General features: G+C 57.6%; 16 protein-coding genes and 1 tRNA gene. 2 read left to right on the forward strand and 15 right to left on the reverse strand.

Annotated elements, in window-relative coordinates; all coding sequences use genetic code 11:
* Positions 1-8: 8 nt before the first annotated feature.
* The 10 genes from ACWPM9_RS10230 to metG form a co-directional block, all read right to left on the reverse strand.
* Entirely contained in the window at positions 9-437 is a 429-nt protein-coding gene (locus ACWPM9_RS10230; RefSeq protein WP_428186733.1) for a DUF4864 domain-containing protein, read from the reverse strand.
* 86 nt (positions 438-523) lie between these two features.
* Positions 524-874 (reverse strand): hypothetical protein, encoded by a 351-nt coding sequence (locus tag ACWPM9_RS10235; protein ID WP_428186732.1) that lies wholly within the window; start codon positions 872-874, stop codon positions 524-526.
* 155 nt (positions 875-1,029) lie between these two features.
* The gene (locus tag ACWPM9_RS10240; protein ID WP_428186731.1) at positions 1,030-1,503 is read right to left on the reverse strand and encodes a chemotaxis protein CheW; all 474 of its coding nucleotides are present in this window, start codon (positions 1,501-1,503) and stop codon (positions 1,030-1,032) included.
* Positions 1,503-3,293: a methyl-accepting chemotaxis protein gene (locus ACWPM9_RS10245; RefSeq protein ID WP_484755031.1), complete on the reverse strand. Its 1,791-nt coding sequence runs from the start codon at positions 3,291-3,293 to the stop codon at positions 1,503-1,505. The genes ACWPM9_RS10240 and ACWPM9_RS10245 overlap by 1 nt, the downstream gene beginning before the upstream one ends.
* A gap of 237 nt (positions 3,294-3,530) precedes the next feature.
* Positions 3,531-4,250, reverse strand: coding sequence for a helix-turn-helix transcriptional regulator (locus ACWPM9_RS10250; RefSeq protein ID WP_484755032.1), 720 nt, complete (start codon positions 4,248-4,250; stop codon positions 3,531-3,533).
* 154 nt (positions 4,251-4,404) lie between these two features.
* Positions 4,405-4,893, reverse strand: a complete 489-nt coding sequence (locus ACWPM9_RS10255; RefSeq protein ID WP_484755033.1) for a GNAT family N-acetyltransferase — start codon at positions 4,891-4,893, stop codon at positions 4,405-4,407.
* 257 nt (positions 4,894-5,150) lie between these two features.
* Positions 5,151-5,387, reverse strand: a complete 237-nt coding sequence (locus ACWPM9_RS10260; protein ID WP_428186727.1) for an Lrp/AsnC family transcriptional regulator — start codon at positions 5,385-5,387, stop codon at positions 5,151-5,153.
* 75 nt (positions 5,388-5,462) lie between these two features.
* Entirely contained in the window at positions 5,463-6,278 is an 816-nt protein-coding gene (locus tag ACWPM9_RS10265) for an MBL fold metallo-hydrolase (protein WP_484755034.1), read from the reverse strand.
* Positions 6,279-6,281: 3 nt separating this feature from the next.
* The gene (locus tag ACWPM9_RS10270) at positions 6,282-7,061 is read right to left on the reverse strand and encodes a TatD family hydrolase (protein ID WP_428186725.1); all 780 of its coding nucleotides are present in this window, start codon (positions 7,059-7,061) and stop codon (positions 6,282-6,284) included.
* 7 nt (positions 7,062-7,068) lie between these two features.
* Entirely contained in the window at positions 7,069-8,625 is a 1,557-nt protein-coding gene (gene metG, locus ACWPM9_RS10275) for a methionine--tRNA ligase (protein WP_428186724.1), read from the reverse strand.
* A gap of 281 nt (positions 8,626-8,906) precedes the next feature.
* Between metG and ACWPM9_RS10280 the strand changes: the two genes are divergently transcribed.
* Positions 8,907-9,650, forward strand: a complete 744-nt coding sequence (locus ACWPM9_RS10280) for a sulfite exporter TauE/SafE family protein (RefSeq protein ID WP_484757642.1) — start codon at positions 8,907-8,909, stop codon at positions 9,648-9,650.
* Between the two features lie 6 nt (positions 9,651-9,656).
* Here ACWPM9_RS10280 and ACWPM9_RS10285 read toward each other — a convergent pair whose 3' ends face one another.
* From ACWPM9_RS10285 to ACWPM9_RS10300, 4 genes are all read right to left on the reverse strand, one after another.
* Complete coding sequence (locus ACWPM9_RS10285; RefSeq protein WP_484755035.1) at positions 9,657-10,685, reverse strand: DNA polymerase III subunit delta'; 1,029 nt, start codon at positions 10,683-10,685, stop codon at positions 9,657-9,659.
* Positions 10,682-11,377 (reverse strand): dTMP kinase, encoded by a 696-nt coding sequence (tmk, locus tag ACWPM9_RS10290; RefSeq protein ID WP_484755036.1) that lies wholly within the window; start codon positions 11,375-11,377, stop codon positions 10,682-10,684. The genes ACWPM9_RS10285 and tmk overlap by 4 nt, the downstream gene beginning before the upstream one ends.
* A 151-nt stretch (positions 11,378-11,528) precedes the next feature.
* On the reverse strand, positions 11,529-12,695 hold the full coding sequence (locus ACWPM9_RS10295; protein ID WP_484755037.1) for a D-alanyl-D-alanine carboxypeptidase family protein: 1,167 nt from the start codon (positions 12,693-12,695) through the stop codon (positions 11,529-11,531).
* A gap of 52 nt (positions 12,696-12,747) precedes the next feature.
* Positions 12,748-13,785, reverse strand: coding sequence for a septal ring lytic transglycosylase RlpA family protein (locus ACWPM9_RS10300; protein WP_484755038.1), 1,038 nt, complete (start codon positions 13,783-13,785; stop codon positions 12,748-12,750).
* A gap of 268 nt (positions 13,786-14,053) precedes the next feature.
* Here ACWPM9_RS10300 and ACWPM9_RS10305 point away from each other — a divergent pair.
* Positions 14,054-14,143, forward strand: a tRNA-Ser gene (locus ACWPM9_RS10305).
* A 1,021-nt stretch (positions 14,144-15,164) separates the two neighbouring features.
* Here ACWPM9_RS10305 and ACWPM9_RS10310 read toward each other — a convergent pair.
* A complete protein-coding gene (locus ACWPM9_RS10310; RefSeq protein WP_484755039.1) occupies positions 15,165-15,836 on the reverse strand; it encodes a YoaK family protein in 672 nt (223 codons plus the stop codon).
* Position 15,837 lies beyond the last annotated feature (1 nt).

Raw genomic sequence — 15,837 nt, forward strand, 5'->3', positions numbered from 1 at the left:
GGCGAAAATTATATGCCCTTGCTGACGCTATCGCGCATGATCCGGACGCCACTGATGGCATAGCGACCATCTGTCTGGCGTTCCATTTCGTAAAGTGCGGCCCATTCCTTGCCGTCCGGCTCGGAAATCAAGACCACCTGAAAGGCGTGGGACTTGTCGTCATCGACATGGCTTTTGCCGAAGGCATAAGCGCCCGGGCGCAAGATCGCGCCATAGCTCTTGCGCACCATTTCAACGAAAACGCGTGGATCGCCGAAGCGTTTTTGCAGGGCAGGGGCGGCAAAGGAGAAGGCTTTGGATGCATCCTCATCGATAAAGGCCGCTATCTGTGATGAGATCACTTTGCGGATGCTATCGGTGGTCTCGTCGGCCGATGCGGGCAGGGCGAGCGACAGGAGAGACAGAAAGACAATAGTGGGTACGCGATATCCGGGCATACAAGTACCTCATGATTCGGTGCTGACACTATTAGAATAGGGTAATGGAGCCGCTTGGAAAGGGCGCTCTCGAAGTCGTGATCCGTTCAGCCCGATGCACTGACCTTGAACATCATCAATGGCGGAAGCCGGCCGGCAAGGCCATTGCTTTCGGGCGGCTTGGCTGAATTTTTTATGGTCTGATCGATGATCGAGGTGCGGCTGTCCAGTTCCTGATCAAACCTGTCTTCCGTCTCACGCGGTTTCGGCAATTCGGTTTTCGCCAGCGCTTCGACCAAGGACTGGCATATCGCGACACGTAACTGTGCCGATGCCTTCATCGTCTTCTTGCGATCAAGCCACTGGGCCGCCTCCATCAGCTTCATGCCTTCGCTCAAGACAATCTGCTCGGCGCGTTGGAGAGCCCAGACTTCGATCTCCTGCGTATTCGGCATCATCAATCCCCGTATCGTATCCGCCGGAGGAAGGGATAACACGATTCGCCATTTACGTGTAACGCCTTGATTGAACAACCATATATTCGACAATATGGATATTCTCACAGGTCAATCTGGATGCCGGATCGAAGCCGATCGGCAGTTTTGCGCGGGCCTCAGGCGGCCAGTTCTTCAAGCCCCTCGGCAAACATGCGCTGCAGGTTCAAAAAGCAGATCATGCCGGACTGATGGGTGATGACGCCTTCGCAATAGGAGCGCTCGAAAGAGCTGATAAGGTCCGGTGTCGGCTGCAACTGGTCGATCGTGACCGAGATCATGTCAGTGACCTGCTCGACCTGAAGGCCTATCGGTTTACCGAAGACTTCGACCACCACGATGGCACTGCGCTCCGAGGTGATGCCAGCGGCCATTCCGAGTTTACGCGACAGGTCGATGGTCGGGATGACTGTACCACGCAGGTTGATCACGCCCAGAACTTCCGGCGAACTGTGAGGCATCGGTGTCGACAGGGCCCAACCCCTGATTTCGCGGACAGAGGTGGTCTCGATGCAAAAGCTCTGCTGGCCGAGCGTAAAGGCGATGATGTCTAGCGTCGCCTTGCCATCATGGTTGGTGGAAATTCCGGTCATTAAAACTCCTCCCAGTTCTCGGTCTTGACCGCCAGGGCGGCATTGCCGCGGGTGCCGCCCGCGGAACGGATTGGCCTTGCGACCGATGAATTGGCGGGTGTTGGGGCAGGGCGTGCCGTCCGGTGCACCGAGCCTGCCGATTGCTTGCCATCATTGAGCTGGAACTGGCTGATCAGCTTGAACAAGGCATCGGCTTCCGACGCCAGTGAATGGCTTGCAGCATTGGTTTCCTCAACCATCGCCGCATTCTGCTGTGTGCCCTGATCCATCGTGTTGACGGCCTGGTTGATCTCCTTCAGTCCGATGGACTGTTCCTTGGCGGATTCCACGATGGCGGCAACATTGGTGTTGATGTCATGGACCTGTTTGACGATTTCTTCCAATGCCTGTCCGGTCTGACCGACAAGATTGACGCCACTCTTGACCTGCTCGCCGGAGGTGTTGATCAGCGCCTTGATTTCCTTGGCGGCCTTGGCGGAGCGTTGCGCCAGTTCTCGCACTTCCTGGGCGACAACCGCAAATCCTTTGCCCGCATCGCCGGCACGGGCGGCTTCGACACCTGCATTGAGAGCCAGAAGATTGGTCTGGAAGGCGATGTCGTCGATGACGCCAATGATGTTGGAGATTTCCTTTGACGAGGTTGCGATCTCTCCCATTGCAGCGATGGCATTGCGTACGACTATGCCTGACTTCTCCGCATTTTCCCGGGTGCGCGACACGAGCTTTCCCGCATCGTCGGCGCGCTTGCTGGAATCGGCGACCGTGGTGGTAATCTGTTCCAGCGCTGCTGCTGTTTCCTCGACAGAGGCTGCCTGCTGCTCCGTGCGCTTTGACAAATCATCGGAAGCCGACCGTATCTCGCTCGAACCGGACGCGATATGTCCTGCATTTTCAGCAACGCTTCGAAGAGCCGTGCGCAGCATTTCGGCCGCCGAGTTATAGTCCTGGCGCAGCAGGTCGAGTGCCGGAATGAATGGCTTGTCGATCGAGATGGTCAGGTCACGGGCTGCCATGCCGCGCATTCCACTGGCAAGCGTGTTCACGTTGTCGACGCGGTCAGTTACGTCCGTTGCGAATTTGACGACCTTGAAGACGCGGCCGTTCATGTCGAAGATGGGGTTATAGGACGCCTGAATATAGACCTTCTTGCCCCCTTTGCCGATGCGGGTGAACTCTTCGGCGATGAATTCACCACCGCGAAGACGCTCCCAGAATTTTTTATAGTCTGCGGTGCGAACATAGTCCTGATCGCAGAACATCGAGTGATGCCGCCCCTGAATCTCTGACAGGGTATAGCCGAGCGCTGTGTTGAAATTGTCATTGGCGGTGATGACATCGCCTGAAGGCGTGAACTCAATGATGGCTTGTGCACGCGACAGCGCTGTCAGCTTGCCGGAATCTTCCGCCGACTTCAGTTTGGTGTCCGTGATGTCGGTGGCGAATTTGACGATCTTGTAGGGCTTCTTGCCCTTGAAGATCGGGTTGTACGAGGCCTCGATCCAGACCTCTTTTCCGCCCTTGGCGATGCGTTTGAATTGACGGCGGTCAAACTTGCCAGCGGCCAGATTAAGCCAGAACTGCTTGTATTCCGCCGATGACACTTCTGCCGGATCGACAAACATGCGGTGATGTTGGCCAACAATCTCACTCAATTCATAACCGAGCGCGCGGCAGAAGTTTTCGTTGGCGGTGAGGATCTTTCCGGTCAGGTCAAACTCGATGACCGCCTGAGACTTGCTCAAGGCGGCCAAAACCGCGTTGGCATCGGAAGAAAAAGGAAATGATACCATAGTCGAGCGAGCCTCCATTTTTGACCCGGCGGCCAAGATGACCCCCAGGTTGTTCTGTTTGTTTGTCTGCGCTGTCTGGCGAAGTCAGGTCGACGTCCAATTGTGAACGCCAGATCTAGGGTCAAAACATCTACGTTTCGTAAATTAGAATGGCTAAATTGGGCATATGACCAAAAAATGTGTTTTTGCTCACTGCTTGAAATTGAATCGGGGGCTGTGGTGATCGGAGGTCGTGCTCTAAAGGATCAACTTACGGCGAAGCGCTTCGGCGATCGCATGAACGCGGTTCTCCGCGCCGAGCTTGCGGCACGCGCTCTTTATATAACTATTGACCGTTTCCGCCGCATAGCCTGTCTCGGCTGCAACCCCATCACTGGTCTTGCCATGGCTTGCCCATTTCAGGCAGGCGACTTCTCCTGCGGTCAGTTTCAGCGCCTGCGCTGAGAACCTCGCCGTGATCGGGCGGGTGACGACCTCGTGCATGGTCGGTGCGATGTCGGAGAGAAATGCCAGCTCTTCGGCATCGAACCGCGTTGCGCGCGATAATGCCACGGCACCGAAGGGGCGTTCGTCTCTGAACAATGGAAACAAGGTACGATTGAAAACCTCGAACTGCTCGGTGATATAGCGGAGACGCGGCGGAGGAGGGGTCTCGCGATAGACATCGGCTTCGACGGTCACGCCGGTTGCCTTCAACGACGCCGTCAAGAACGGATCGACCAGATATAATTCTTCGCCGTAATAGGCATCCAGGAACATGGGCGGAAGATCTGTATCGACCGAATGTCCAAGGCCCAGACGGTAGCCGTCGAGATCGAGGCCAGCGACTACCACGTGGTCAAAGGGCACGGCAGCCCTGATCCGCTCGACAAAGGGATGGTGTAACAACTGCCTGATAGCAGGTACCGAGCGTAGATCTACGGCATCTCGGTATCGTGCCTCGGCCGCTCTGCGCATCTGGTTCGGCACCGTCTCGATTACCCCCGGGTCCTCGTGCGAGGTATTTGTCCGATTAGCGGCGATGATGTTACTCCCAAAACACAGAATACCTCAAGTCGGAACACCCCTGGCAATAAAGCGGCGCATTGGGGACACAAAACACGATGTTCGATCAAAGCGATGTTGAGACGTCACGCTCAAAGCGATGCGTGAGAACAGTGGCGGTCAATGTTTCATCTGGTGGAAGCCACAACGTTTCCAGGGACGACCCTGACAGGATCCAGCCATGGTTTTCATAGAAACGTTCAGCGCGGTGGTTGCCAGCGGTACAGAAAAGACAGGCTTTGGTGAAGCCGCGCGCAGCAATCTGACTTTCTGCATGTGCGAGCAACTGACCGGCAAGACCCGAGCCCCGCACTTTACGGCAACAATAGAGTTTGACGACCTCGTCATCCTTGATCGACACGAAGCCCAGCACGGTCGCGTTCTCAACCGCCACATAAAACACATCCGTACTCTGGTCGAACCAGATCTCAAAACAATCCGGAGTTCGGCATGTCAAAACGCCAGCCGGGACCAGAGCCGCGTGGGCGTCATGCCAACCCTGATGCCAGAGGGCCAGAACGGCAGACCGGTCATCATCCTGTAAACCGCGTATCACAGTGTCGGGTCTTTCAATGAGGAGAATGGAGGCACGTGCAGGGTGGCGCTGGAACGGGCATGTCGCACTTGGAAATGGAATGTACCCCGGCTACACACATCGATCACATAAGATAGATTATGGAACTAATAAGCATCACATAACGCATTATCTCGTTCCCATAACTGTATGAACCTGCACTATTATCAGCACTCAGGAACACACCGCGAACGCCTGACAATCAGTCACCCGCGCCAACATTGCATCCCACCGCTCGTTCAGAATGCGTGGAATGTCAGCGTCGTCAGCGTGCGGTCGACATCCGGGATATCGGCGATAATGGCGTTGACATATTTGCCGACGTCCTGATCGTCCGGCACATAGACCTTGGCCATCAGATCATATTCGCCACTCGTCGAATAAAGCTCCGAGACAACTTCCTTTTCATAGATGCTGTCGGCGACCTCGTAGGTCCGGCCGGGACGGCAGCGTATCTGGATGAAGATGCAGACCATGTTACCTCCTGAGCGCCTTTTCGTCATTCGATCAGGCTATTATTCTTCTGTTCTAATGTACAATCGGAGCGCCGGTCAGTCGACCGTGACCTCGAACGAAAGCTGATCATAGGCCGGCTCGACATGATCCGGCGTCTCGCGCATCACCGTCGCATAGTCCAGCGGAATATGCATATGGGTCAAGAATACCCGGTTGGGTTTCAACCGCTCGATCCAGCCCAAAGCCTGCTCTAGAGACAAATGGCTTGGATGCTCGCGGTATTGCAAGGCGTCGATGATCAGCACATCCAGACCCTGCAGATGCTGGAGTGTGCGCTCGGGGAAATCGCTGACGTCGCAACAATAGGCAATGTCGCCAATTCTCAGACCCATCGAGATAATGTCACCGTGTATCTGTCTTAGAAGCTGCGCCGATATGGTGCCGCCAGCGCCCGTTATCGTGAACGGTGCCTCCACGTCCTCGATGATATGCGGTTCGGCAATGGGCGGATAGCCGCTGCCTGGCGGTGTCTTCAGGCAATAGCCGAAACCTTGCTCGATACGCTCCATGGTTTCCGCATCGGCGTAGATCGGTATCCGTTGCTTCTGGCTATGAAAATAACCGCGGATATCGTCGATCCCGTGCAGATGATCGGCATGCGCATGCGTATAGAACACGCCGTCGATATGATCGACCTTGGCCTTGATCATCTGCTCGCGAAAATCCGGACCGGTATCGACCACCAGTGTCGTCTTGCCGCCATCGGGCGCAAATTGCTCGATCAGAAAGGATGCGCGGCTGCGGCGGTTTTTCGGATTGTCCGGGTCACACGCGCCCCAGTCACCATTGATGCGCGGGACTCCGGGCGACGAGGAACAGCCGAGAATGGTAAAGCGCCGGCGAAAGCCCATGGATCAGAGCCTCGGCATTTTCGAGAATATCCGCAGTGCGTTATCCGTGGTGATGCGGGCGATTTCCTCGTAGCTCACACCTTTGGCCTCGGCCAGAACTTCGGCTGTGTTGACGACGTAAGACGGCTCGTTGCGTTTGCCGCGCCACCGTTTGGGCGCCAGATATGGCGCGTCGGTTTCAACCAGCAGCCGATCCATGGGCACGCCGCTTGCAATCTCGCGCAGCTCCGTCGATTTGGGAAAGGTCAGGATGCCGGAGAAGGACACATAGCCACCCAGTTCAACGCCGGTCTTGGCGAGCGCTTCACCGGCGGAAAAGCAATGCAGGATGAAAGGGAAGGCCCCCTTCCCCGTTTCCTCCGTCAGGATCGCGGCCATGTCGTCGTCCGCGCTTCTGGCGTGAATGACGAGCGGCAATTGCGTTTCGCGGGCTGCGGCGATGTGGCGGCGAAACCCCGTCTTCTGGTCCTCAGGCTTTTGCGTGTCGTAGAAGTAATCGAGACCTGCTTCACCGATGGCGACCACCTTTGGGTGCTGCGCCAACCGCACGAGATCGCCGGTCTCGATGTCCAGTTCCTCATCGGCATTGTTGGGATGGGTTCCCACCGAGCAGAACACGGTCGGATAGCGATCTGTCAGCGCCAGCAGCGTATCGAGCTTCTTCACCCGGGTCGAAATCGTCACCATCTGCGTCACACCGGCTTCGTGGGCGCGTTCGACCAGAGCATCGCGTTCTGCGTCGAAATCAGCGAAATCGAGATGGCAGTGGGTATCGATCAGCATGGGAACCTCAGGCCTTTGTCTCTGCATCCGGCGCGACATAACGCGGGAAGACCGGCTTTGGTGCCTCGAGCGGCGTGCCCGCGATCAGACGGTTGGCCGCGCCCAGCGCCGAGAAATCGCGTTTGTCGGCGGGCGAGGCAACCAGATCGAGCAGCTTTGCGGCCGAGTCCGGCATCACGGGCTGCAAGAGTATGGCGATCTGGCGCACGACTTCTGCCGTCACGTAGAGCACAGTGCCCATACGCTGCGGATCTGTCTTCTTCAAAGCCCATGGTTCCTGGCCGGCAAAATAGCGGTCAGCCTCGGAGACCACGGCGATGATGGCTGTCACAGCCTTGTGGATGGCGAGCCTGTCCATCTCGTCGCGACAGGTGGCTATCAGGCCATCCACCGCACCCAGCATCGCCTCGTCGGCTTGCGTAAATGCACCGGGCTCCGGCACCTTGCCGTCGCAGTTCTTGACGATCATCGATAGCGAGCGGCTGGCCAGATTGCCGATGCCGTTGGCGAGATCGGCATTGATACGGGTCGCAATCGCCTCTTCCGAATAGCTGCCATCCTGACCGAAGGAGACTTCGCGCATCAGGAAATAGCGCAACTGGTCCAAGCCGAATTGGTCAATGAGCTCGAACGGACCGACGGTGTTGCCGAGCGATTTCGACATCTTCTCGCCCTTGTTCAGTACCATGCCGTGCGCAAAAACCTTCTTCGGCAATGGCAGTCCAGCCGACATCAGGAAAGCCGGCCAATAAACGGCATGGAAGCGGATGATGTCCTTGCCGATGATATGCATATCGGCTGGCCAGTATTTGGCGCGCGGACCGCTCTGATCTGTGAGATAGCCAGTCGCGGTGATGTAGTTGGTCAGGGCGTCGACCCAGACATACATCACATGCTTGGGATCGTTGGGCACCTTGATGCCCCAGTCAAAGGTGGTGCGGGATATCGACAGGTCCTTGAGGCCGGACTTCACGAAGGAAATCACCTCGTTCTTGCGTTCGGCCGGACCGATGAAATCCGGATTGGCTTCATAATGCGCCAGCAGCCTGTCCTGATATTCCGACAGCTTGAAGAAATAACTTTCTTCTTCCACCCATTCGACCGGCGTGTTTTGCGGTCCGTAGCGCACGCCATCGGCGCGCAGTTCGGTCTCGTCTTCCTGGTAATAGGCTTCGTCGCGCACCGAATACCAGCCGGCATAGCTATCCTTGTAGATATCGCCATTCTCGGCCATGCGGTTCCAGATTGCCTGGCTCGCCTCGTGATGGCGCGCTTCGGTGGTGCGAATGAAATCGTCATTGGAGGCGTTCAGCAGCTTGCCCATGGCGCGAAACTCATTTGAATTCCGCTCGGCCAGCGCTTCCGTCGTGACGCCTTCGGCCTTGGCTGTCTGCTGCATTTTCTGGCCATGCTCGTCCGTGCCTGTCAGGAAGAATACATCCTTGCCGTCGAGCCGGTTGAAGCGCGCAATAACATCGGTCGCGATCAGCTCATAGGCATGGCCGATATGGGGCTTGCCGTTCGGATAGGCGATGGCGGTGGTGATATAAAAGGTGTCTGTCATCGATCGGCCTTTGACCGCAGCTACTGTTTACAAACTCAAGGCCCGCTCTTAACGCATGTTGCCGCATTGCGAAACACCAAGTTTCGCGGCAATCCGCGTTTTGCTCCCGATCCGTCTTTTCTTGACAGGATGCCAGACGGCCCTTACCCCGGTTGATGTATCGTGAATGGCTTGTTGCTCATTGTGCGGCGTATTGCGGGCTTGGCCACCTGAACCGGGGACGACCGCACGTGATCGATTCCTTCGAGCCGCTCTTTTCGCTGACAGGTTTTGCCGTCGGCATGCTGGTCGGAATTACCGGCGTTGGCGGCGCATCTTTGATGACCCCCATGCTGGTTCTGCTGTTTGGCGTCCATCCGGTGATGGCGATCGGCACCGATCTCCTCTACGCCTCCATTACCAAATCGGCCGGGGCCCTGGTTCATCAAAGCCATGGCATGATCCGCTGGCGCATGGTGGCGTTTCTGGCCGCCGGCAGTGTTCCAGCCGCCCTTTGGACCTTGTGGATGCTGTCCGGGATCGACCGTCGCAGCCTGGAATCGGTTGACCTTCTGACATCGGCGCTCGGCTGGACCTTGCTGCTCACCGCCATCATCCTCTTCGCCGGAGAGCGCATTGCAACCTTCAAGACACGACTGTTTGCCGGCGCATCGCCGCCCTCGCCCCGGACGATTGCCGTGCTCACGGTCAGCCTGGGCTTCGTCCTCGGTGTGATCGTCACCATGACCTCGGTCGGTGCCGGGGCCATCGGCGTCACCGTGCTGCTATTGCTTTATCCGCGTTTGCAGATTCAGGAAATCGTCGGTTCCGACATCGCCCATGCCATTCCTCTCACCTTGGTCGGAGGCCTCGGCTATCTGATGATCGGCGAAGTCGACTGGTTGATGCTGCTGGAACTTCTGTTGGGCTCCATACCCGGCATCATGATTGGCAGCGCTCTGGCGCCCCGCATGCCCGAAAAGCTCGTCCGCAACATTCTGGCTGTGACATTGATGACCGTCGCGGCCAAGCTGATTTCAAGTTGATACGGCCTAGATACCGAGATCGGCAAAGGTATCGAGGATGGTCTGTTTGCGATCGAGGTTATAGCCGGCGCTGATGACGAAACGCTGGTTCACCGTTTCCGTCAGCCGCGCGAACCGATCGGCTTCCGCCCCATCGCCATTCATCGCTGCATTGCGCGCCTGCTGCATCAGATAATCGCCGATGTGATCGGTAAAGAAGCCGAAGGCCGCGTCCGAATCCTTGGCGCTCAGCACATCGGCCAGCTTCTGCATGCCGCGGCGCGCAGACGGGCCACTCGAGGCGAGAACATTGTCGAAGGCCTCAATGATATCGAGACCGCCGTAGTTCACCAGCTTCAGGGCGCGGGCGACACTGCCGCCGGCAAGGTTCAAGACCCCCTCCTCCTGCTTGGCGTCCCTGAAACCAATGCCGAGATGGGCGAGGCTGCGGTGCATGTCCTCATGGTCGAGAGGCGACAGCCTGAGGGGCTGACACCGCGAGCGGATGGTCGGAAGCAGTCGACCGGGCGCATGGGACAAGACGAGGAAAAGAGACCGTTTCGGCGGCTCCTCCAGGATTTTCAGGATGGCGTTCGCCGCATTCCTGTTCAGGTCGTCGGCGGCGTCGATGATGACGATGCGCCAGCTTCCACCGCCGGCGGTCTGCGAGAAGAAGTGCCCTGCCCGGCGTACTTCGTCGACCGTGATGGCGCTCTTCACCTTGCCGGTCTTTTCGTCCACCGGTTTCGTCAGGTGCAAAAGATTGTGGCTCGCGCCGGATGACACCTGCCGGCTGACCAGCGAATTGGTGTCGGGATCGGGCATCATCTCCGGTGCCGTTTCAGGCGTTGGATAGGAAAGCACGTGATTGGCAAAGCGAAAGGCGAGCGTCGCCTTGCCGATCCCCTCCTCGCCCTCGATCAGGATGGCATGGTGCCCCTTGCCGGAGCGATAGCCCTGGGCGAGGAACGCCTCGGCCTGCGCGTGGCCATACAGGGCCGTATTGCGCATGGGCGCGATTGCGCCGTCCAGCACGCCTGGCGTTGCCTCACTCATTCGCCACCGGCCACTTGCTTGCGATCCTCGGCATTGTGCGCTGCGATCTCAGGCTCGACCAGCGACAACACATCCGCTGCAATTTCCTCGATTGCCTTTGTCGCATCAATGACGCGACAACGCTCGGAATGCGCCCTGGCGATCTCGAGAAAGGCCCGGCGGCGTCTTTCATGGGTCTCGATCTCTTCGCGCTCGAACCTGTCGGGTTGATCGGATTGCGCGTTATCCTGCTCGCTTCGACGTCTGGCGCGTGCCAGTCCGGCCTCCGCCGGCAAGTCGAAGATCAGTGTCAGATCGGGTGCGATACCATCGATGGCGACACGCTCCAGTGCGTCGATCAGGTCCGGCTCCAGATTTCCGGTGACGCCCTGATAGACACGCGAGGAATCCATGAAACGGTCGCAAAGCACGATAAAGCCCTTCGACAGGGCCGGACGGATGACATTTTCGACGTGATCGTTGCGCGCGGCAGCAAAGAGAATGGCCTCCATGCGCACGCCATAGGTCTCGGCTGCACCCGACAAGAGCACATGCCGCAGTGCCTCGGCGCCCGGAGAACCGCCGGGCTCACGGGTCGTCAGTACATCATGACCCTTGCGGCGCAGGGCCTCCGCAAGACGACGTATCTGGGTCGACTTGCCAGCCCCCTCGCCGCCTTCGAATGTCACGAACAGTCCCTTGCGGTATGCCAAAACGTCTTTCCTGCTCTGCGGGATGTGTTGAGGGTTATGTCGATGTGTTTAACGCAAGAATCAATGGGGTGAAACAGCTGCTGGCCGTTCCTACCCATGAATCAAGCGCGGCTGGCTTCACCATTGCTGGCTACCCTTCCGGACACGCATTCTAAAGCCAGAAAAACAACATCTCTATGATGGCGTCCATGGCCCGCTGCCTCAAGGTTCCAACGCTCACGGCACTGGCCGTCTCAAGCGGGACTTCGCGCAACAGGCGGTCACCGGAGAACACGCGCAATTGGGCAATTTCCTGGCCCGGCTGGACGGGTGGTCGCAATGGCCAGTGATAGACGATGCGCCCGGACAGCGGATTGGGATCCAGCACAGGCACATAGACCTCGACCGGGGCCACCGTCAGCAGGTCGACATGGCCTTCGGCACTGCCATACACGCTGGCCTGACCGATCACCTCGCCCTTTTTGAACACCGACTTTCGCTCGAAATTCGTCTGCCCCCATTGCAGGACGCGGATGGCTTCCTCATTGCGCTCGCGGTCATTCTTCAACCCGCTCAATCCCAGAAACAGCCTGACGCCGTTGCGCTCGGCCGACACGACAATGGCAAATCCACTTTCGTCGGCATAGCCGGTTGCCAGCCCGTCGACGCCAAGATCGGTGTAGAGCAGCCGGTTGCGATTGCGCTGGAAGATGTTGTTCCATTCGAAATCGGGCGTGGCATAGAGGCTGTAATATTGCGGATAGGCCGTGTGCAGATGGCGCGCAAGCGTCACCATGTCTTCTAGCGTCGTTTTGTTTTGAGGGTCCGGCAAACCGGTGGGATTGGCGAAATGGCTGTCCTTCATGCCGATTTCGGCGGCTCTCAGGTTCATGCGCGCGGCGAATGCTTCTTCCGAGCCCTCCATGCCCTCTGCCAATATGATGCAACCGTCATTCGCCATCTGGATGATGACACCCTTGATCAGGTCCTCGACCCGGATCGAGGATTTGATGGCTGCAAACATGGTGGACGTGCGCGACGGTGCGCCGCCCGTGCGCCAGGCATGTTCAGACACAGTATATTCGGTATCGAGTGAGATCTCGCCCTTTGTCAGCGCATCGAAGACCACCTCCATGGTCATCAGCTTGGCAAGCGAGGCCGGCGGAATGGTCTGTGCTTCGCCCTTGGACAACAGGATCGTCCCGGTGGACGCCTCCACCATCAGCGCCTGCTCGGCCTTTGTCTCGAAATCGGTCGCATCTTGCGCAAGCGCCTGCGTCGCCACCAGGGCGATGGCAAACAAACCCGCAACGGCACGGCGAAAGCATAGGATCTTCATGCGTTCCCAATACTGTGCCGCGCGACATCTAAGGCCGGGCGGATTGGTGATGTCAGTTGACGGCGATGCGCTTCTTGAGCGCAAAGGCCTTGATCGCCTCCTCCGTCAGTCCGTCATTGCGGACCAGAACGGCGCGGAAAGGCGTTTCGTTCGCATCAGAATCAGGCGCGGAATAGGCAGATAGCCTGCTGGCCGGCGCAGACATGATCGAGGCCGACTGTTGCGGTCGCTCGACGATCTGCGGACCGGTATCCGGCAGGATCACGAATTGCTGGAACGGATCGGCGCCGGCGGTCTGAACCGCGGTGTTATTGAAGGCCGTCGCTGTGGCGGGGACGGGCACAAGCGTCGGGGCGACCGGCATCTGGCTTTCGGGATCCACCGGTGTTGGCACGTCGTTCGACGCAACCATCACGCCCGGGGTCGCGGTCAGACCATCAGGGGCAAATTGCGGCAGTCGCCCGCCCTTGCCGTTGTAAGACGCCATCAGGAATGCCTTGTCGTGGCCATCCATCTGCGCAGGTCCGATATATTGCACACGAACCTTGGCGGTGCCCGTGCCCTTCATGTCCAGAAGTTCGGCAGTCGTGTTGGACAGGTCGATAATGCGGCCTTTGTGGAAAGGTCCACGATCATTGACACGAACAATGACCGAGCTGCCATTGTCGAGATTGGTCACACGGGCATAGCTTGGAAGCGGCATTGTCGGATGCGCCGCCGTCAGATCATACTGATCGTAGACCTCGCCATTGGCGGTGCGGCGACCATGGAAGGCGGAGCCATACCATGACGCAAGGCCGACCTTGTCGTAGCTTGGATTGGGACGTGGAACATAGGTCTTGCCCGCAACCTTGTAAGGCCGTCCCACCAGATAGCGACCGCCACCCTTGGGCACATTATTGCCATCGGTGACTTTCGGGCTGGCTTTCACACCATAGGCCGACTCTGAAAAATATTCCTTGGACTTTGCGGTTTTTTTCTTCCCGCCTGTCGTGGTTGTTGTGGTCGTGCACGATGCGACGCCGAAGCACACAATGGCGAGACCGAACCACTTGCCAGCAGCCCGCAAGTTTACGCGGTTGATTCTCATCGTCTCCACACTACTCAGACACCATCATTTTGAACGAAAACAATGGCAAACCAATATTGTCCGAACCTGTCGATCCGCTCGTCTATAACAGAAACGTGGAGACGAGGACAACATGGTAAATTCCCGCACAGCTGATGCACTGGCTATACGGGTAGTCGACCTTGGTTTAGTATCTATTAATGCTCACCGTAAAACGCGATATTTGCCGGGCTGCCGAATAAGCGCTCTTGCAAAGCGTGTGCAGTTTGTTCATAAGCGCAAACAGGACGGACAGGTGGCCGAGCGGTTTAAGGCACCGGTCTTGAAAACCGGCGTGCGGGAGACCGTACCGTGGGTTCGAATCCCACCCTGTCCGCCACTTCGCTTCTGTAAGCGCCTGATTTTCACCGACCTTTCCATGGCCTATGGTGCTAGCGCGTCATTGAGTCCATCGCGACGGTTTGGCTCGGTATTTTCCGGATAACAGCTTGTTGCGGCTGGGAATGTTCTGGTCGTCACGATTTCGTACCCAGCGATATAGACCGCGCAAACGGTTCTTAAACGAAGTCGTGCGCAGCACGTGCTTGCTGCCCCCAATGTCTGTCAGTGGCCGAGTGAGGGGGCGGTATCCGACTTCTTTCGACCGCATGCACTCCCCTCAACAGTTGTGAGAATAGTCGAGCGGTTGGGCGCGACGTCCGAAGAGCCCTAATCATATCCTTGCGGCAATGCTGGAATTTCTGGACGGAATGTCCAGTTCTCGCACGCCTTTCGGCGTCGTCCGTTTCTCGGGACATGGTGGCGTTCGATATCTTGGTCTTGCTCGCGGTTATCTGCTTCTCCCGAAAGACATTCGTCAAAATCATGTTCGGCATCGAGATCGAGCAGGCTGCCAACACATCGAAACGCTGCCACTCGATATCCGTGAGGTCGCTGAAACAGCGACCGTAACAGTTGGATTTGCGAAGTTTGATCGATTGCGACAATCTTCAGGCGACAATCTGCCCCAATATCGAGCTGTTCAAACGAACGGGCCAGCGCTTTCCCCTCCCGCTGGCCACCGTGCCGGTTCCCTCCCAACCGCGCACGTCGATGGAGACGTTATTGCTCTGTCGATTTTGGCCGACTAGCCCTACTCCGCCAGGGTTAGTCGGCCTTTTTTGTATATGGCACCATGGCGGTGCCGAATGTCGGGAAGTGCAGGCTGCGAGCGAATTCAGCATGCCGCTGATTCGGCGCATAATCGTCCTTGACGACTGGGTCAATGACCAGCAGCCAGCCTGAGATAGCTGTTCTTTCTCGCGATCTCGATATACTGAACAGACCCAATCGGGGCGTTTGGTGACGCGATTGCTATGGTCCTGACGGCTCGGGAGCCGGTGCCGATACAACAAAGAATATCAGTTATCCTCGACGCCTGCCAAAAGCGCGACGGCAGCCAGGATCACCGGCACGCAGAAAGCAGCAGCCGGTGCAAAAATGTAGCCGGCAGCACCAATCGCGCAACCGGACGCAAATGAAAGTACTGCGACGACCATCTTCCCGACACGCATCTTTGCAACAGCGACACTTTCCGCGTTGGTACGAACCACCATGTCTGCCACGTCGATCAGGATTTGTGTGGTCGTACCGGTCATCAAGGTCGTAGGCGGCGTCTTGGTGAGATATGCCCTGTGGAGACCGTTCTGAACGGCCATCGCTGCAACGAGCGTCAATCCGACGGCCAGCGTAACGCCGTTTTCACCGGGCCGAATCGGACCATGGTAGAGCACGCCGATAGCAACGACACAGAGCAATGTCAGGTTGATCAGAAGAAGTGGGCGAATGGGGTTGATGCCCGCATCTTCCAACCTGAGGCTGAAAAGCCGGGCAGTGAAAACAATCATGCAAAAGACTGGGAGCGCGAGCAGTTTTGGTAGGGCGTCGCCCAAGCCCACAGCGACGGTCGCCCCCAAGGTTACAAAATTGCCCGTCAAATGCGCGGTAAACAGACCGGAAAGGGCGAGAAATCCGAGCGTGTCCACATAGCCGCCATTGAAACTCAAAAGGACGAGATGGGTGGGAGATTTCATC

Source organism: Agrobacterium sp. H141, from assembly GCF_057158725.1.